The sequence below is a fragment of the Alishewanella aestuarii B11 genome, assembly GCF_000280055.1.
GTDB classification, from domain to species: domain Bacteria; phylum Pseudomonadota; class Gammaproteobacteria; order Enterobacterales; family Alteromonadaceae; genus Alishewanella; species Alishewanella aestuarii.
The window spans coordinates 1-17,335 of sequence record NZ_ALAB01000024.1; the positions used below are offsets into that span (position 1 = coordinate 1).

Consider the following 17,335-nt stretch of genomic DNA (forward strand, 5'->3'; position numbering starts at 1 on the left):
ACGCTAAATTTGGGCGTTAGGCAATCAATTACCATCAATGGAGAACACCAATGGCTCATTACGAAAATCAATCAGATATGTTTAAACAAAGGGCTGAGAACTGCAAAAAAAATGGTGACCGACTCTATGCGCAAGCAATGGAGGCAAAAGAGCGAGGAGACAAAGAAAAATATAATCAGTATATGGCTCAAGCTCAAACGCAGTACAAAATGCAAAAAGAGAATGAAGCTAAAGCTAAAGAACACGCTGGTAAAACTTGGAAATAAGGAACTAAAAATGGGATTTTGGGATAAGGCTTTTGAAGTTGCAAAGAATGTCGGCACTACTGTAGCTAATCAAATTGAAGCTTCAGCTAATGAAATTCGTGAAATAAAGCAGAAATATGAAGACATGAGCGACGATGAACTTTTGCGAGTGGTGCATAGCGATGGCTTTTTCGGTAAGTCACAGAAAGAAAAAGCTATTGCTTATGGCATCTTGAAGAAGCGAGGCTTTGATCCTGAAGAAATAAAGTCAAGAAAAGCCTAACAAATTACTGCACCGGAAAAATAACTCGCTGGCGCTCGTCATTTTCCGGTGAGTAAAGCGTTATAGCGTGCGAATTGTTTTTGAACGTGCATCGTAGAAATTCTCTGCCAAGCAAATACTTTTAAGCTTTATCGTGATTTTCAAAGGGCGCTGTGTCGTTCCGGTGCTAATAGAAATTCAGCACAAAACGCACTTCGCATTATGGGTTGCCACTAAGTTAGTTTGCGGTGAATAATCGCAGTTGTATTTTTAATCGGTAGCTTCGGTTAGCTTTTCGCAGAAACGCCTGAGGGATCCCCACAAATTTGCACCCCATAGTATCAGTTCTTTGCCAATTTTATTTGCGCCCAGTCCCATTGAGCTACCCAGTGCAAGATTTGCTTTAGCCCTTGCTGATAATCGTGTCTGCGGATAGGGAGCTTCGATTCATTACATAGCAATATTCCGAGGAAGTTTAGAGCAAGTACCCGTCGGTTTTTTATCGTGTTGGCCTGATATCGTAAATGCACACCCGCTATTTCACCTGCGGCCCCCATCAGGTAGTGGAACCAATTTGCCAGTGCCGCCAATAGCAGTAATATATCCAAACGAGATTTGGATTTGGTACCGTGCAAGTCGCTTCCTAAACCATAACGTGGGCTTTTTGGGTCTCGAAAGCTTTCTTCAATTTGCATTCGGCTACTGTAGCATTTGGCGATTTTACTCGCATAGTCATGGCACTCAGGTAGCGATGACACCAATAACCAGGGCTCTTTGTAAGACTTATTTTTGTCTCGCTTCAATAGCTTATAACCTTTACCGACCAGAATGGCGCGGGTTTCATACTGCTGCGACTGAGTCAGCACGATTTCGCCTAAGTCTTTGGGGGTAGCGCGAGCTTTTTTATAAAACGCATTGACGGTCATAAGTTCAGATTGCTCTGCCAGTTTAAGCTTCACGTTACCTCGGACTCTGGCGACATAATGCCAGCCTAATTTGTGTACCTGTTTAAGCCAGGGCACTTTGAAGCCAGCATCGGTGACGATAACGGGCTTGCAGTCTTTGGGTAACATGGCCTTGAGTTGTTTTAAAAAGGCTCGGTGTAAATGTGGGCAAGTATAATCTTCTGCCACCGCCACTTTTTGTAATAGCGTCAATGCTCTGCCATCAGTTGCCATACTGGCTCGCAGTATAAAGTGCCGTTTCGCGGTATCGGCGTTGCTCCAGTCAACCAAAATGAGTGGCTGAGATTTACTGCTCACGATAGACCGAGTCATGGCAGCATAGATAAGAGGCAGTTCCCGTTGTAAATTGGTATTGCTCAGTAATCTATCCGCGCGCTTGATACTGACTTTGTCAGAAGAGCCTGGCATAGCACGCCCAATGGCGGTCACAGTACAACGCGCGTCTTTAGCAAGCGCAGTAACCGCGTCTAACAGGACAGAAAATCGCGCTTTATGCATGGTTTGGGGGGTGACAAATCCGAGGAAATCGGCGAGCATGGTTTTAACATTCATGGCGTTACTTCAATTTGAATTTTTTTGGCGAAAGATCAGATAGGGAACCGCCATGAATGTTCCCTAATCGCCTAACATTTTATTTTAGCTACAAAATTTCTGGGGATACCTCAGCAGAAACGCAGTTTCTAAAAGCTCAAACCATCGCTGCCATAACAAGGCGCAGCAACACGCCACTGCGTGGCTGGACAGTTTGTAAGTCGCGCTTATGTGGTTTTGCTTCGCAAAAGTATTCCACAACGCGCGCCTTACAAACTGCCGTTGTGCTTGGCGTTAGCTTTCGCCGGAGTCCAAACATGGTTTCCAAAGAAGAAATTACAGAGTTCTTAAAAACGGAGTTTCCTCAAACAAAGTGTACGGTCGAGGAGATCGGTTCGCGTGGCGCTACGGTTAGGCATCGTATCGGTTTTGAAGAACTCCGTCCTGGCGGTACGGTCTCCGGTCCCGTATTGATGGCAGTTGCCGATGTGGCACTCTACGTAGCTATCCTGGGTGAAATAGGTTTGGTGCCGCTTGCTGTAACGACCAGTCTCAACATTAATTTCCTGCGTAAGCCGTCTTCCGATCGGGATATTATCGGGCGTTGCTCATTATTAAAGATAGGAAAGAGCCTTGTGGTCGGAGAGGTATTTTTATATTCGGAAGGTCTTGCTGAACCGGTGGCGCACGTTGTTGCTACTTATTCGGTACCGGTATCAAAAAGCTAACAAGTAAAGGCAGCGGAAAACCAAAAGCTCCGCTCTGCTACACTTTTGTTTTCCGCTGCTTTGAGCGTTATGTTTTCTAGGGAGGTTTGCGACATGTTTGGAAATCTGTTTTTTCTAATTATTGGATTGGTCGCTATTTTTGTTGGTATAAGAAATAGTGATGTAGTACTTATTTTATGTGGTGTTGTTAGTTCGCTGGGCAGGGCTCCCGCATGAGTGTTTAATTTTCAAACACTCTGCTGCTGAAACCAGCTTTTAAGACATCTTCCAAATAATCCGTTTTCATCCAGGCACGTTTTTGTTTTGCGGGGATGCTGCCTTTCGATGGCTCTGCTCTTAGCATATTTAAAGACCATTGCCGTAGTATTGACCAGTTTTCCGCCGCGTGATTCTGATAAATCTGGCAAGCATCTTCTTTCATGCTGACATCCAGCACCCAATGTAGGCTATTTTCAACGGCCCAATGAGCTCTAACCGCCTCGGCTAACTGTACTTCGTTCAGCTTGGCTGAACTGATGTAGTAACGATAAGTGAGTTCCGATTTTTTTCCTTTTACTTCCCGGTAACTTAGATTCATTCCAACGGTTTGCAGACCAACCCATTTACTAAAGTTTCCCTTCAGTTCGCTGGCGTCTTTTACATGGTAACTTCTTGCTTCTATTCGGCCTCGGTTCTTTTCTATGACAATCCCATCAAGAGGGCGACTTCGTTGCCCGGCAAATAACGCTTCGCTTTGTCTGAAGATTCGTCTTGCCTCCGTTATGGCCGACATCGAAGCACTTAATGGCGAAACCTTTGAATTGGCTTCAAATGCTTACCGGAGCGCTGATAATGAGTCGCTGGCCTGGATGCGTGCCGAAGCAGCATCAGTGCTGGGGCAGATTGCCCTGAGAACAGATGGTGACTACGGTCGGGCGCTGAGCGAAGAGGCGCTGCGTTACTTCGAGGCTCAGCAAATGCACGATATGGTTGCCAATGAGTTATATATGAGTGCGTTTTCCTGGTGGAGGCAACGGGATAGCCAATCGCTGAAAAACGCCGAACAGCTCTTTCGCCGCTCTGCCGAAGCGGCACAACGGGCCGACAATCCTTTTGGTGTGGCCTATGCCGAAGCCGGGCTTTGTGGTGTGCTGGAGCAGCAGGGACGGGTTGCAGAGGCTCTGCAAAGCTGCCGCGCCAGCTTACCTAAACTAAAGGGCATTTGGCATATCACCGAGTACAGCACTAACGTGAATTATGCGGCGGCGCTGCTGGCGAATAAAGAGCCGGGGCAAGCCATGTTGATACTTGAATCGTTAGCTAAAGACTGGCCAGAATGGGACGTCGGTTATCATGGCTACAGGTATTACTTTATCAGAGGGCAAACTTATGCCGCTTTGGGTCATTACGAAGCTGCGGTGTCAGATCTTAATGTCGCCTTGAACGAACTGTTGGAGTTTGGCGATAACAGCTGGGCACGCAATAACAGGCTCATACAGGCGCGGTTTCGTGTAGAACAGTTGGTACAAAGTCTGGAGCGCAAAACCCAGGAAGCGGCAGAAAAGGATCGCCGCCACCGCTTACTCTTGGTCAGTGGTGTCATAGTGACGCTGCTGCTTAGCGTTATCGTGATGCTGCTGCTGCGACACCGGCGTTTTTACCGGCGGATGGCCTTTACCGATCCGTTAACCGGCTTGGCAAACCGCCGCTCTAGCGAGGCGCGGGCACAGGAGGCCTTCGCTCATGCTAAAGCCCGGCAACAGCCGCTATTTATCGCACTACTGGATTTGGATCGCTTTAAAACCTGCAACGATCGTTATGGTCATGATGCTGGTGATGAGGCGCTGAAGCGTTTTGCCAAGGTGGCGGATAAAGTGCTGCGCCCGGGGGATGTATTCGGCCGTTGGGGAGGCGAGGAGTTTTTGCTGGTATTACAGGGAGTAGACCGTGATGAGGCGAATACCATCCTGGAGCGGTTGCGCAGTGCCGCGGCTGCCGAACGGTTGAAGCTGGCGCCGGATTATCCATTGCATTTTAGCGCGGGTGTTGTGGGATTACAGCACGATACCGAGCAGCTTGCTGAATTGCTGACTCTGGCAGATCAGGCGCTGTACCAAGCTAAGGAAGCCGGGCGGAATCGGAGTTATTTTGCGAAGGACTACGCAGTTTTAAATTGAAAGTGTTATCACAGTCTTGTCATACTGGCAGTTGGCCATAACACTGATTGCTTTGGCCGCGCACACCGTATTATTTTCCCGTCGTGGGGAATGTCGTTGTGATTACCCCAAAATAGTAAAGGTTGCCTCTTTTCAGGAGCGGATATGCAAGGTAGCGCAGTAAAAAAATGGATATTGGTGTTGGGTTTTGTGCTCGCCATGGGGAGTGGTATCGTATTTTTCCATCAAAAGCTGATTTCGGCACTGATACTGCCGCAGTATATTGAATGGGCCACTGAGACTGAACTGTTGGGCCTGCAAACTGGACAGCCGTTGGATGACATACAGTTGGCACTCGCCCGGGAAATTGGTATCAAGAACCCGCAACAGGTGAGGCTGGTCTTTGTTGATCAAGTCCCTTTTCCGTACGATAACCTGCTGTTAAAAACAGTGGGTGAAGCCGTGGGCTTTATCGGCGAGGGTATCGTCAATAATGCTCAGGTATTTGGCTACTCCATTTATGTCCGCGAAGACTACCCGCTTACTACGCCACGTCTGGCCCATGAGCTGGTGCATGTTTTGCAAATTGAACGTTCCAGTTTGCAGCAAGTTATCACACAGCATTTTAGCGATCTGGCGACCTATGGCTATGACAACGCCCCCCTGGAAGTGGAAGCATATCAGGCAAATGAAAAGTATCGTGATGTGTTATAGGCTAGGATTTTAAGTACTTGCTGTTCAAACAAAAGCAATCCAGCGCCCGGCGAAAAGTATGGTTAGCCAGAGCAGTAGCGAACTGGCGGCGGTGAGCTTAAGACTGTTACTGACTGGCCCGCCACTGCAGGCCTGCTGCCAGGCCCGGCTCAGGTGCACTATTAGTAGGTTAAGCAGTGCCAGGGCCAGTAACAGCATTTTCAGCAAAAAAGCCTGATTACTCAGATATTGCAGGGGTTGCACGCTAAATAACAGCACGCCACTACCGATAGCCAGTAGCAAACCGATGCCCGCCAGCTGGCTAAACAGCTTTAATAACGCTGATAACGCGCTTTGGCGTAGCACTCCGAGTAGCCGCAGATCCAACAGCAGAATATTACCAAGCAGCAGGGCGATGCCCAGAATATGCAGCGCGCTTAGTGCCGGATACGCCAGTGCCGACTGGCGGATAAGGTTAATGAGCGCCAGTTCGGACAGGCTGGTCAGGCTGTTTGCCAGCAAGGCTTAGTCTTCGCGCAGCAGCTGCGGATAAAAGGTATACACCTTCCCATTAATGGTGGCGCGAACTGCTTTGATAATCCGCTCATCCGTTTTTGCCGAGCGATGGCCACGCACCAGCACGGTATCACCGACTGCGGCTTCGCCTTCGACAAAACCGGCATCCCGGGTTTGCCGTGGATTACCCAGGTCGACCTGCCAGGCACCATCCGGGGTGTTGATCATTAAACGCGGATGCGGCGGGCCAATATAGATTTCGGTAATTTCCCCGCTCATCTCGGTTTGCTGCTGTTCGGTCCAGTTCCAGCCGTGGTGGGCTGCGGCGCTTGCAGCCCAGAGTGCGGCAGCGATTAAACTTAACTGGCTGACTTTAGTAAGGGTGGTACGCATCTTTACCTCGTCTCCTTTGCTTTGTTCTCACCTTAGTATACGAAGCAACAGGCACTATGGCGCACAAAAAAGCCGCTTTTGCGACCACCCGACAATCAGATGGGATTTGTTACAGTGCTTCTGCGTAGCGATACAAGGCTTTTAAAATCGCCATTTTCTGCTCATCGGCGCTGTGCTCATGCGCCAGATTTTCCAGTGCCAGGCTAAACTGTTCCAGAGTCAGGTTGGGATTATCCAGGCCGTGCATCAGCTTGTCAGTGCGGTAACGTTGCCATTTTTGCAGCTCGCTATCGGTAAGACTGAGCGGGTAATTACGTGCCCGGTATAAAAAATATAAGCGGTTTAGCCGCTCTTCGCTAAAGATCAGGCTATCGGCGGTTAGGCTGGCCGGATCCAGCTGGTGCAGCTGTTGCATTTTTTGTTTATCGGCGTCGCTGATAAAGCCGTTGTACAGCTGATAATCGGGGTTGGTTTCAGCGCCGTAGTCGCCGGCTTGTTGATACAGCTCGACCACTTTTTGTTGTAACTGGCGATTTTGGCGCAGCCATTCCAGATGGTGCAGGCATTGGTTGCGGTCAATGCCAAGCTCGGTTGCGCGTTCGGCACTCAGGGTTTTCGCATTGGCCAGCACCGGGCATTTATTCAGATGGATCAGTTTTAACCCCAGTCGCTGTTCGCCTTCGGCCAGTTCACTGCTCTTACGGTAGAGTTTTTGTTGCAGTGTAGCCAAATCATCATCCAGCAGCGCTCTGGGGTCGAGCTGCAGGTTATAGCAGATAACCGCGTTCTTATTGCTTGGGTGGTAGGCCAGCGGCACTATCCAGCTGGCACAGCCCTGAATCGCCGGGAACTTTGAAGAAATATGCACCAAGGGTGTTAAGCCTGCAACGTCAATCAGCTCGGCGACTTTTTGCTTTTTACGCAGTTCAAACAGATAGTGAAACAGTTTAGGTTGTTGCTGTTTAATCAGTTTGGCTATAGCGATGGTGGCATACACATCAGACAGCGCATCATGGGCGGCGCTATGTTCTAAATTATTGGCTTTGGTTAGCAGCTCCAGCTTAAAACTGGGGCTGCCATCATCACGTAGCGGCCAGTTAATACCCTCGGGGCGCAGCGCGTAGCAGGTGCGCACCAAATCAATCAGATCCCAGCGACTGTTGCCCTGCTGCCATTCGCGGCCGTACACATCATAAAAGTTACGATACAGGCCGTAGCGGGTGACCTCATCGTCAAAGCGCAGGCTGTTATACCCCAGCACGCAGGTATTGGGAGTACTAAAGGCGTTTAGGATCCGCTGCATAAACTCGGTTTCAACTAAGCCTTTTTTATTACAGAGCTGCGGGGTTAAACCGGTGATCAGGGCGGCTGCCGGATGGGGCAGGTAGTCGTTGGCGAGCTGGCAATACCACATCTCGGGCTCGCCAATAATATTCAGTTCATGGTCGGTACGGATACCGGCAAATTGGGCCGGGCGATCTTTTTTCGGATCGGCGCCCCAGGTCTCAAAGTCATAGAAATAAAAGCTTGGCGCTTGGCTCATGGCGGTTCCTGTCCGGAATTTCAGCAGCTTACTAACATTAGAGCATATAGCGGCATAATAACCGATCGCCGGCCTGCAGGTACAGTCAGGCGGGAGTCCTCAGCATGGTAAGCCGCAGCTCACTTAATCGGATAAAAAGCGCTGCTACACGCTTTTCTACCTCCAAGGTGGTAAATTGCGCTACAATGTTTGATGTGTTTTTCTAATTATTTAAAGAGCTTACACCATGCGTAAAAACCTGCCTGTTACCAATCAACGCCGTACATTTGGCCCTGAGGAGCGGTTAATCTCGGTTACCGATACCCGCGGTATTATTGTTGACTGTAATGAGGCTTTTGTCGCGGTAAGTGGCTACAGCAAAGAGGAGCTGCTGGGACAGCCGCATAATCTGGTACGGCATCCGGATATGCCTGCGGCAGCCTATGAAACCATGTGGCGTTACCTGAAGCAGGGTAAAAACTGGATGGGCCTGGTGAAGAACCGCTGTAAAAACGGTGATTATTACTGGGTGGATGCCTATGTGATGCCGATTTTCGAAAAAGGCCAGATCGTGGGTTATGAGTCGGTGCGTTGTGCGCCGAAAGAGCAGGATGTCACCCGCGCTGAACAACTGTATCAACACATCAATCAGGGCAAAGCTGCTGCAAAGCGCTGGTCGGTGGAGGCGGGGCTCGGTTTATTGACGCTGCTGGTCGCTAGCTTAGCGCTGTGGCAAGGCGGTTTAATGGCGCTGGCGTGGGTGCTTGCTGCTGCGACACTGACCTGGGCGCTGTTACAAAAATGGCAGCAGGCCAAACTCTTTAGTGAGCTGGATGCCTTATTACCCGGTGCCTTTGGTGATCGCTTGGCGGTGCTAAGTTATACCGATGATCGTAATGCGGTAGGCAAGTTAAAAGTGAATGTACTTAGCGAACGCTCGCATTTGCGTGCCATGCTAACCCGGATTGAAAATGCGGCCAGTAGCGTAGCTAAGGACTCACTGCGCGGCTTACAACTGACGCAGGAAGCCAACCAGGAGATTGATCGCCAGCAGGCCGAAACCATGCAGGTGGCCACGGCGATGAATCAAATGACGACGACTATCGCCGAAGTGGCGCACCATGTTACTGATACTGCAGCCCAGGCCGATAAAGCCAACAAATTAGCGGCACGGGGCAATGAAATTGCCGGTACCACCCGCTATTCGATTGAGAAATTACGCGATACGGTCAGCAGTATCGGCCAGTCGGTGACTGAGGTGTCTGATCAAACCGATAAGATTGCCAAGGCAGCACAGTTTATTGAGCAAATTGCCGATCAAACCAATTTACTGGCGTTAAATGCAGCGATAGAAGCGGCTCGCGCCGGCGAACAGGGGCGGGGCTTTGCGGTGGTGGCAGAGGAGGTGCGTAATCTGGCGCAGCGTACCCAGCAATCGACCAAAGAAATTTATGCTATCGTCGCGGAGTTGACGGCACGGGCGAATAACGCGGTACATGTGGCGCAGTTAGGGGCCCAGGATGCCGAAAATGGTTTACAAAAAGTGCTGGAAAGTGGTGAGATGTTAAGTGGTATCAATGGCGCAGTGAATGAAATTGCCCATATGTCAACCCAGATGGCAGCTGCGGTAGAGCAGCAGGCCCATGTGGCAGACGATATCAACCGTCAGGTTGTCAGCATTTCCACGTTGGCGGGACATAGCACTCAGGCAGCGACGGAAGCGGCCCATACGCTGAGCCAGCTGAAAAAAGTGTCGGATAATCTGGCCGATTTGGTTCATCGGTTTAAACGCTAAACGCAAATCGCAGGCCCGGGGGCTCGATGTTAAGGTCGTTACGTAGTCAGTTAACCTTATTGCTGGTCGGTTTATTGCTGTTGCTGGCTGTATTTACCGGTTATGCCACCCTAAATACTATGCGTAACGACAGTGAGCAGCAAGCACGACAGCTGCTCAAGGTTGCCAGTAACGCCGCTGGCCAAACGCTGCAAGTGCGCAGTGATCAGTTAACTGACAGCGTCCGCCTGCTGGCGGCCGACTTTGGCTTTCGTCAGGCCGTGGCCACCGCCGAAGCGGAAACCATCAGCAGTGTTTTAGACAATCATGGCGCCCGGATTAACGCCGATCTGGCGTTTTTATTTACCCCGGATGGCCGGATGCTGGCCAGTACCGCTGCGGTGCAGGATAACGCCGTATTACCCGGTTTATTTGAACAAGCCCGTGCTCAGCAAGGTTCGCAGGCCAGCGTACTTAGCGTGGGAGAGCGTGCCTATCAGTTAGTGCTGGTGCCGGTACGGGCGCCGCATATTATTGCCTGGGTTGGTATGGGCTTTAGTGTCGATCAGCAACTTGCCAGCCAAATCGCCGATTTAACCGGGCTGCAGGTGAGTTTTATCAGGCTCAGCGGCGAACGTTTGGTGCTAAGTTCCACGCTTTCGGCAGCGGCCAAACAGCAGCTGGCCGAGCAGCTGCAACATATCATGCTTGATGAACGCGTATTGCCGGAGTTGTTACCCCAGCATATCAGTCAGCTATTTGCGCTTAGTGAAACCCAGCAGTTGTGGGGCGTATTGCACCTGCCAAATGCGCAGTGGCTGGCGAATTATCAGGCACTGCGTAATCAGCTGCTACAGATCTTTAGTCTGGGCCTGGCGCTGGCGCTGGTGGTGGCCTTTGTATATACCCGTAGTGTCACCCGACCATTGGATAAACTGGTGCGCTACGCCAAGGCGATCGGGCGTGGTCAGGAAGTACAGCCGCCGGCGGTAGCCCTAGCTGAAGTGGGCTTGCTGGCAAATACCCTTACCCAGATGCGTGCGGCAATTCAGCAGCGTGAGCGGCAACTACTGGAGCAGGTGGAGCGCGACCCGTTAACCGGGTTAGCAAACCGGCTGGCGGTCGAGAAGCACCTGGCAGCCAGGCTGCAGCAGCAGGCGTCGACCTTATTGCTATTAAATATCGCAAAGTTTCGTTACGTAAACGATAGTCTGGGCTATCACAGTGGCGATTTGTTATTGCAACAGCTAGCGCTGCGGCTTAACAATGAAACCACAATTAATTTTTGTGCCCGGCTGGGGGCTGATGAGTTTTTACTGGTGATCCCCTCCACGCTGGAAGAGGAGCAGATCAATAGTTTGCTGGTTAATCTGGCGCAACCCTTCGATTTGGCCGGTTCGGCGATTAATCTACAGTTGGTGGCCGGTGTCTATGCCACCACGGCGCTGGCGCAGGATGTCAATGCGATATTGCGGCGGCTGGAAATTGCCCTGGCTAACGCCAAAGCGGACAATCTGCCGCAAGCCTGGTATCGCACCGGGCAGGATGAAAGCCATCAGCGGGAGCTGACCTTGATCCGCGATATGCCACAGGCGTTAGACAGTGGTCAGTTTTCTGTGGTATTCCAGCCGAAGGTCGATATCGTTGCCCGCCGCTGTCGGGCGGCAGAGGCGTTGATCCGCTGGCAACACCCTACACTGGGTTTTGTCTCACCCATGGAGTTTATTACCCTGGCCGAGCGAACCGGCAATATTAGCCTGATCTCGAACTGGATGTTACAGCAGGTGATCCGGCAACTCGCCAGCTGGCAACAGCTGCACCCGCAAGTGGCAGTGGCAGTAAATTTATCGGCGGCCGATCTGCTGGATGATGCTTTGCCGGCGCGTATTTTGGCCGCACTGGCTGAAGCCGCTGTGCCAGTGAGTGCCTTAACACTGGAAGTGACCGAAAGTGCGGTGATGCAGGATGCCAGCCGGGCTATCGCTAATCTGAAAGTATTAAAGCAGGCCGGGATCAAGCTGGCGATTGATGATTTTGGGACCGGGCAGTCATCACTGGCTTATCTGAAGAATTTGCCGGTACATGAAGTGAAAATCGATCGCGCCTTTATCAAAGATATCGAACACAACCAACAGGATGCGTTGATTGTGCAGGCGACAGCGCAGCTGGCGGGAGGACTGGGGCTGACCGTTACGGCAGAAGGGCTGGAGAATCATGCCGGTTTAAGCCGGGTACTGGATGCCGGCTGTCAGCAGGTGCAGGGGTATTACTTCGCCAAACCGTTATCCGCCAAAGATTTTAGCCAGTGGTTGCAGGATTTTGCGACCCAGGGCGAGCGTTTCTTTCCGCCTGCAGTGGATCCTGCCACAGCGCCAACTGCTGCTCAATAAAGCTGCCGAGTTTGACGGCGGCCTGCGGCAAGCGTTTATTACTGTGCCGTACCAGATACCAGTGACTTAGCAGCGGAAAACCGCTTACCTCCAGTACAGACAGCAGATGTTGCTGTCCCTGCAAGGTATGGGCAGATAACAAGGCTACGCCCAGACCAGCCATCACACTAAGCCGGATCGCTTCATTTGACTCCATTTGCATACTATATTTGATTTCAGTGGCCTGGCTACTGAGCCAGCTATCAAAGGTCATGCGGGTGGCAGAGCCGGGTTCGCGCAGAATAAAGCGTTCCTCCTGCAGCATACCAAAACTTAAGCCGCTTTGCCGGCTGGCCCAGTGCCCGGGCGGGGCCACCAGATACAGCGGGTTGGCGACTACGGCCTTGGCTTTAACATTTTCCCCGCCGGGTGGGTGACTAAATAAATACAGGTGATCCTGTTGCTGGGCAAAGCGGTTTAAAATATGGGCCCGGTTGCCGATCTGCAGGTTGATCACCACCCTCGGATAGTCACGGCTAAAATCAGCCAGCAGTTGTGGCAACAGATATTGGGCGGTATTGACTACCGCCAGCGAAATGGTGCCGGCATCGCCACGGCGCTGTTGATGTAGCTGCTGATTAAATTCTGATAGCCGTTCATCAATATCCAGCACCGCCTGATACAGCAGTTCACCACTGGCGGTCAGTTGTAAGCGTTGTTGCTGATAATCAAACAGCGGCTCGCCAATGATTTCACTCAGTTTTTTAAGTTGTAATGATACCGTGGGTTGCGTCAGGTGCAGTAAACGGGAAGCGGCGGTAATATTGCCACTTTCGGCAACCTGGCGGAAAACCTGTAATAGCCGGAAACTAAGATGACGGGCGTCCATAGATAATTATCAATAGTGATTTGTTAGATTATTAATTAGCATAAAGGGTAGGTTGCAGGCAAGATCGCCGCCGATATTTACACAAACTAAAACTACATGATGCTCTAGAACGGGGAGAACTTAATGCCAGATGTGGTTATAGCGTTTTTTGCCTTGGGTTTAATTGCCGGCCTGGTGAAATCCGATCTCAAAGTGCCGGTGTCGATTTATGAAATCCTGTCAATTTTACTGATGTTGGTAATTGGCCTGAAAGGCGGTATGGCATTGCATGGCGAACCCTTGTTGCCGCTGCTGCCGGAGCTGGCGCTAATCGTATTTTGTGGTGCCCTGATCCCACTGCTGCTGTATCCGCTGTTAAGACGCCTGATTAAGCTGGATAGTGCCAACGCTGCCAGTATTGCCGCGCACTATGGCTCTGTCAGCGCGGGTACCTTTGCGGTGGTGCTGGCGGTTGCGATGGCGAATAATCTGGAATTATCCGCCCAGACCACACTTTACCTGGTGCTGCTGGAATTGCCGGCTATCGTGGTAATGCTCTGGCTGTACCGCTTTATTAATGGCACCAAGGCCAATGGTCTGGCAATTTTACATGAAGCCCTGACCAGCCGCGGTGTGCTGCTGTTATTGGGCGGCATGTTGATTGGGGCTTTTTATGGTAATGAGGGCTTATCGGAAATTACCCCGGTATTGCTGGGTGGTTTTAAAACCATGCTGGCGCTGTTTTTATTGGAAATGGGCCTGTGCACGGCCCGGGTCTGTAATCCGTTGCCGTGGAAGCATTGGCGGCTGATGATTTTCGCACTGGTTACGCCGTTGGTACTGGCCAGTGTCGGACTGCTGGTTGCCGGCATCCTGGGCATGCCAGCGGGTAGTGCCCTGGTGTTTGCGACGCTAATGGCCAGTGCTTCTTATATCGCGGCACCCGCGGCGATCCGGGCCGCCATTCCACAGGCCGATATCGGCCTGTCGATGCTGGCGGCGCTCGGGATCACCTTCCCATTTAATATCTTAATCGGTATTCCACTTTACCAAAGCTGGATCCTTTAGGTACCACAAAAAGTCTGGCAGACGCGCTGTTCCGGGCGTGCTGCCAGGCTGTATGGCTCACCTGTTGCTGATGGCTGATAGGGTTGTTGCCATAGCTGCTGCAACTGTTGGAATAAAGCTAAATCACCATCCTGGCTGACCTGGTCTATCACCTGTTGGATCAGGTGATTGCGTGGGATCAGATAAGGGTTGGCGGTTGCCATAATAGCCTGCGTATCGGCAGTCTGCTGGCTCAGGCGCTGCTGCCATTGCCGCTGCCAGGCACTGTACTGTTGTTTGTCCAGTTGCTGTGTTAAATAGGCACTGTCGCCTTGGCGCAGCGCGAAAAAACTCTGGCTAAAATCAGCCTGGCCAGCGCTCAGTAACGCAAGAAAATCGGCGATCAGCTGATCGTCCGCCTCCTCCTGTTTCGGTGCCGTTAATCCCAACTTGGCCCGAAAGCGCTGCCGGTATGCAGTTTGATAATACTGTGGAAAGGCGTTCAACACCGACATTGCCAGCGCAATCGCCTGCTCTTGATCCGGGTCAATCAGGGACAGCAGGGCTTCGGCCAGCCGGGCCAGGTTCCACTGCGCAACGGCTGGCTGATTCTGATAGGCATAGCGACCCTGTTGATCGATATAACTGTAAACCTGCCGCGGTTGATAGGCTTCCATAAAGGCGCAGGGACCATAGTCTATCGTTTCGCCGCTCAGGCTCATATTATCGGTATTCATGACACCGTGGATAAAACCCAGGCTCATCCAGTGCGCGACCAACTGCGCCTGGCGCTCCGCTACCTGCTGTAACAGTGCCAGATACGGATTATCCTGTTGCCACAGCTGCGGATAGTGACGGTTTATGACATAGTCTGCCAGCGCGGGCAGCGCAGCCGGATCAGGCTGGCTGGCAGCATACTGCATTGTACCGATCCGGATATGACTACTGGCAACCCGGGTTAAGATAGCGCCCGGTAGTGTTTCATCACGGAACACTAACTCACCGCTGCTCACGGCTGCTAACGCCCGGGTGGTGGGTACGCCTAAGCCATACATGGCTTCGCTAACCAGATATTCCCGTAATACCGGACCCAGTGGGGCGCGGCCATCGCCACTGCGTGAAAACGGGGTACGGCCAGCGCCTTTTAGTTGCAGATCGTAAAGCTTACCATCCTTGGCCCGCAGCTCTGCCAGTAGCAGCGCCCGGCCATCGCCTAAGCGGGGAACATAGTTAGCAAATTGGTGGCCAGCATAGGCCTGAGCCAGCGGCAATGTCCAATCGGGTAGGTTGTTACCGCTAAACAGCGCTAAGCCCTCAGCTGTGCGCTGATACTGTTCTGGCAACTTTAGTTCGCTGGCCAGTGTTTGATTAAATGCCAGCCAGGCCGGGGCGCGCACCGGCGTTGGCACACAATCAGCGTAGCAGGCAGCAGGCAGGGTTCGGTAGCTATGTTCAACCTGAAATAATGACATAACGGCTCTAAGGCAGTGACAGAATAGTTGAGTAGTTTACTCAGATATTCCCGCTCTGGCTAGGTCGCGTGCATGCTTTAGCGTTTACGGTATTCAGCTACTGCCTGATTTGAGGCTTCGACCATTTTGCGCCCGCGTGCTGAGCTTTGCGTCAGCATAATAAACAGCAGGTCAATGACCAGCTCCTGAGCATTACGTGACAAAATAGACGACAGCCGGGCGGCATTTTCATTGGCGACGGTTTTTAAATTCAGCACTGAGAGTTTCGCTACGGTATTAGGCGCAAAACCGGTCAGGCTCAGCAGCGGAATGCCACGGCTACTGGCATACTGGCTGACGACGATCATCTCCGGTGTTTCACCGGATTCACTGATCACCACCAGTAAATCTTTATTGTTGTAGTGGGCTAAATCAGCCAGTTGGATATGATTATCACTTTCTGCGATGGCTTGTAGCCCCAGTTTGCGTAGCTTCAGGCAAAAATCCTGTGCCACCAGAAAGGAGGCACCTTTACCGGTTAGCATAATGCGTCTGGCTTGGGTCAGCAGTTGACAGCCTTGCTCCATACTGGCCTGATCATTGGCACTAAGGGTATTGGTCAGAACTTCAATTTTACCCGCCAGCAGTTTGCGCGCCATTTCCTGAAAATTATCATTCAGCGCAATATCACCATGCAATTTAATGCTTTTCGGGCTGGCTTGCTGGTGCAGGCTGTCGTTAATTGCAAACTTAAAATCCGGGTAGCCCTTATAACCCAGCTTTTGCGTAAAGCGGACCACTGTAGCCTGACTAACGCCAACGGCCTGTGCCAGTTCCTGTGATGATAATTGACGAATTTGTGCTGAGTTCGCCAGTACATAGTCCGCTATCGCCAGTTCAGCGCTGCGTAAGCGGCTTTTTAGAAGCACAATTTTTTGTAATACGGCCATACCTGGCTCCAAACTGCTGTTATGGTTTGAGTATACGCGTATTGCGGGCAGAAAGACCAGCCGCACGCCCACGCCAAAATGCTGTGCCGGCTAACGTTGCCAAAGGCGGTACTTCTGCATAAAATCGCCGGCCTGGATCTTCAACGCGAAGCGGAGTGCATGGTGAATAAAAATCTACTGACAAATGGGGCGGCTTTGGTGCTGGTACTGGGCGGCGTGCTGCTTGCTCAGCCACTGCTGCTGAGTATCGGTATGTTTGCTTTGGCCGGCGCCATTACCAATACCCTGGCTATCCATATGTTGTTTGAGCGGGTGCCTCTGCTGTATGGCTCAGGTGTGATCCCGGCGCGCTTTGTGGAATTCCGGCAGGGGATCTATCAGTTGGTGATGACCGAGTTTTTTAGCAGTGAAAATATTGACCGCTTTTTAGCGGAGAAAAAACAACAACACAGCCGGGCCTTTGATTTTGAACCGGTAATCAAGCAAACCGATCTCAGTCCGGCCTTTAATGCGCTGGTCAGTGCCGTGGAGCAATCTTCTTTTGGCAGTATGCTGTCGATGTTCGGCGGCAGTGCGATGCTAAAACCCTTACAACAGCCCTTTACTGAAAAATTACAGAGCGCACTGATTGAGATTAGTCAGAGTGAGCAGTTTAACCAGTTGCTGTTGACGCAATTGGACAGCCCGGAGCAATTAGCCGAGCTCAGACAACAAATTGAGCAAATTGTTGAACAGCGGCTGGCTGAGCTGACCCCAGAGCTGGTGAAACAGATTATTCAACGGATGATCCGCGAGCATCTGGGCTGGCTGGTGGTTTGGGGCGGGGTCTTTGGTGGTGTGCTTGGTCTGCTGGCAGGACTGATTAGCCGCTAATCCCTTGCTGAAC

Annotated in this window: 16 protein-coding genes and 1 pseudogene; 9 read left to right on the plus strand and 8 right to left on the minus strand. The window is 51.4% G+C overall.

Annotated elements, in window-relative coordinates; genetic code table 11:
* Positions 1 to 50 precede the first annotated feature (50 nt).
* Positions 51 to 266: a hypothetical protein gene (locus tag AEST_RS17025; protein WP_008608338.1), complete on the plus strand. Its 216-nt coding sequence runs from the start codon at positions 51 to 53 to the stop codon at positions 264 to 266.
* A 10-nt stretch (positions 267 to 276) separates the two neighbouring features.
* Positions 277 to 528 carry a hypothetical protein gene (locus AEST_RS08090; RefSeq protein ID WP_008608339.1) on the plus strand — a complete coding sequence of 84 codons (252 nt, stop codon included), beginning with the start codon at positions 277 to 279 and terminating at the stop codon, positions 526 to 528.
* 320 nt (positions 529 to 848) lie between these two features.
* Here the strand turns inward: AEST_RS08090 and AEST_RS08095 are convergent, their stop codons facing one another.
* Positions 849 to 2,024, minus strand: a complete 1,176-nt coding sequence (locus AEST_RS08095) for an IS4 family transposase (protein WP_008608340.1) — start codon at positions 2,022 to 2,024, stop codon at positions 849 to 851.
* 56 nt (positions 2,025 to 2,080) lie between these two features.
* Between AEST_RS08095 and AEST_RS17605 the strand changes: the two genes are divergently transcribed.
* Positions 2,081 to 2,731 carry a PaaI family thioesterase gene (locus AEST_RS17605; RefSeq protein ID WP_238534576.1) on the plus strand — a complete coding sequence of 217 codons (651 nt, stop codon included), beginning with the start codon at positions 2,081 to 2,083 and terminating at the stop codon, positions 2,729 to 2,731.
* A gap of 220 nt (positions 2,732 to 2,951) precedes the next feature.
* Here the strand turns inward: AEST_RS17605 and AEST_RS08105 are convergent.
* Positions 2,952 to 3,452, minus strand: a pseudogene (locus AEST_RS08105) (ISAs1 family transposase); the annotation flags it as partial.
* 40 nt (positions 3,453 to 3,492) lie between these two features.
* On the opposite strand from AEST_RS08105, the gene AEST_RS08110 reads away from it, so the two are divergent.
* Both AEST_RS08110 and AEST_RS08115 read left to right on the plus strand, forming a co-directional pair.
* Complete coding sequence (locus AEST_RS08110; protein WP_008608343.1) at positions 3,493 to 4,887, plus strand: GGDEF domain-containing protein; 1,395 nt, start codon at positions 3,493 to 3,495, stop codon at positions 4,885 to 4,887.
* A 144-nt stretch (positions 4,888 to 5,031) separates the two neighbouring features.
* Entirely contained in the window at positions 5,032 to 5,580 is a 549-nt protein-coding gene (locus AEST_RS08115) for a hypothetical protein (protein ID WP_008608344.1), read from the plus strand.
* A gap of 24 nt (positions 5,581 to 5,604) precedes the next feature.
* On the opposite strand, the gene AEST_RS08120 is transcribed toward AEST_RS08115, so the two are convergent.
* From AEST_RS08120 to sbcB, 3 genes are all read right to left on the minus strand, one after another.
* Positions 5,605 to 6,081 carry a DUF6644 family protein gene (locus AEST_RS08120; protein WP_008608345.1) on the minus strand — a complete coding sequence of 159 codons (477 nt, stop codon included), beginning with the start codon at positions 6,079 to 6,081 and terminating at the stop codon, positions 5,605 to 5,607.
* 3 nt (positions 6,082 to 6,084) lie between these two features.
* Complete coding sequence (locus AEST_RS08125; RefSeq protein ID WP_008608346.1) at positions 6,085 to 6,468, minus strand: hypothetical protein; 384 nt, start codon at positions 6,466 to 6,468, stop codon at positions 6,085 to 6,087.
* Between the two features lie 109 nt (positions 6,469 to 6,577).
* Positions 6,578 to 8,011 (minus strand): exodeoxyribonuclease I, encoded by a 1,434-nt coding sequence (sbcB, locus tag AEST_RS08130; RefSeq protein WP_008608347.1) that lies wholly within the window; start codon positions 8,009 to 8,011, stop codon positions 6,578 to 6,580.
* Positions 8,012 to 8,237: 226 nt separating this feature from the next.
* Between sbcB and AEST_RS08135 the strand changes: the two genes are divergently transcribed.
* On the plus strand, positions 8,238 to 9,785 hold the full coding sequence (locus AEST_RS08135; RefSeq protein WP_008608348.1) for a methyl-accepting chemotaxis protein: 1,548 nt from the start codon (positions 8,238 to 8,240) through the stop codon (positions 9,783 to 9,785).
* 26 nt (positions 9,786 to 9,811) lie between these two features.
* On the plus strand, positions 9,812 to 12,154 hold the full coding sequence (locus AEST_RS08140) for a putative bifunctional diguanylate cyclase/phosphodiesterase (protein WP_008608349.1): 2,343 nt from the start codon (positions 9,812 to 9,814) through the stop codon (positions 12,152 to 12,154).
* On the opposite strand, the gene AEST_RS08145 is transcribed toward AEST_RS08140, so the two are convergent.
* Complete coding sequence (locus tag AEST_RS08145; RefSeq protein WP_008949330.1) at positions 12,063 to 13,022, minus strand: LysR family transcriptional regulator; 960 nt, start codon at positions 13,020 to 13,022, stop codon at positions 12,063 to 12,065. The two genes, AEST_RS08140 and AEST_RS08145, sit on opposite strands and share 92 nt — an antisense overlap.
* 123 nt (positions 13,023 to 13,145) lie before the next feature.
* On the opposite strand from AEST_RS08145, the gene AEST_RS08150 reads away from it, so the two are divergent.
* Positions 13,146 to 14,069, plus strand: coding sequence for a sodium-dependent bicarbonate transport family permease (locus tag AEST_RS08150; protein ID WP_008608350.1), 924 nt, complete (start codon positions 13,146 to 13,148; stop codon positions 14,067 to 14,069).
* Here the strand turns inward: AEST_RS08150 and AEST_RS08155 are convergent.
* A complete protein-coding gene (locus AEST_RS08155) occupies positions 14,066 to 15,520 on the minus strand; it encodes a protein adenylyltransferase SelO (protein ID WP_008608351.1) in 1,455 nt (484 codons plus the stop codon). The genes AEST_RS08150 and AEST_RS08155 overlap by 4 nt on opposite strands.
* Positions 15,521 to 15,597: 77 nt before the next feature.
* Complete coding sequence (locus AEST_RS08160) at positions 15,598 to 16,449, minus strand: MurR/RpiR family transcriptional regulator (RefSeq protein ID WP_008608352.1); 852 nt, start codon at positions 16,447 to 16,449, stop codon at positions 15,598 to 15,600.
* 162 nt (positions 16,450 to 16,611) lie between these two features.
* Here AEST_RS08160 and AEST_RS08165 point away from each other — a divergent pair, with 162 nt between their 5' ends.
* Positions 16,612 to 17,322, plus strand: coding sequence for a DUF445 domain-containing protein (locus AEST_RS08165; RefSeq protein ID WP_039925328.1), 711 nt, complete (start codon positions 16,612 to 16,614; stop codon positions 17,320 to 17,322).
* The last annotated feature ends 13 nt before the right edge of the window (positions 17,323 to 17,335 follow it).

Excerpts from the sequence above, each read along its gene's own strand:
- AEST_RS17025 (WP_008608338.1), top strand. The coding sequence starts at position 51 with ATGGCTCATTACGAAAATCAATCAGATATGTTTAAACAAAGGGCTGAG.
- AEST_RS08090 (WP_008608339.1), top strand. The coding sequence starts at position 277 with ATGGGATTTTGGGATAAGGCTTTTGAAGTTGCAAAGAATGTCGGCACT.
- AEST_RS08095 (WP_008608340.1), bottom strand. The coding sequence starts at position 2,024 with ATGAATGTTAAAACCATGCTCGCCGATTTCCTCGGATTTGTCACCCCC.
- AEST_RS17605 (WP_238534576.1), top strand. The coding sequence starts at position 2,081 with ATGTTCCCTAATCGCCTAACATTTTATTTTAGCTACAAAATTTCTGGG.
- AEST_RS08110 (WP_008608343.1), top strand. The coding sequence starts at position 3,493 with ATGGCCGACATCGAAGCACTTAATGGCGAAACCTTTGAATTGGCTTCA.
- AEST_RS08115 (WP_008608344.1), top strand. The coding sequence starts at position 5,032 with ATGCAAGGTAGCGCAGTAAAAAAATGGATATTGGTGTTGGGTTTTGTG.
- AEST_RS08125 (WP_008608346.1), bottom strand. The coding sequence starts at position 6,468 with ATGCGTACCACCCTTACTAAAGTCAGCCAGTTAAGTTTAATCGCTGCC.
- sbcB (WP_008608347.1), bottom strand. The coding sequence starts at position 8,011 with ATGAGCCAAGCGCCAAGCTTTTATTTCTATGACTTTGAGACCTGGGGC.
- AEST_RS08135 (WP_008608348.1), top strand. The coding sequence starts at position 8,238 with ATGCGTAAAAACCTGCCTGTTACCAATCAACGCCGTACATTTGGCCCT.
- AEST_RS08140 (WP_008608349.1), top strand. The coding sequence starts at position 9,812 with ATGTTAAGGTCGTTACGTAGTCAGTTAACCTTATTGCTGGTCGGTTTA.
- AEST_RS08145 (WP_008949330.1), bottom strand. The coding sequence starts at position 13,022 with ATGGACGCCCGTCATCTTAGTTTCCGGCTATTACAGGTTTTCCGCCAG.
- AEST_RS08150 (WP_008608350.1), top strand. The coding sequence starts at position 13,146 with ATGCCAGATGTGGTTATAGCGTTTTTTGCCTTGGGTTTAATTGCCGGC.
- AEST_RS08155 (WP_008608351.1), bottom strand. The coding sequence starts at position 15,520 with ATGTCATTATTTCAGGTTGAACATAGCTACCGAACCCTGCCTGCTGCC.
- AEST_RS08160 (WP_008608352.1), bottom strand. The coding sequence starts at position 16,449 with ATGGCCGTATTACAAAAAATTGTGCTTCTAAAAAGCCGCTTACGCAGC.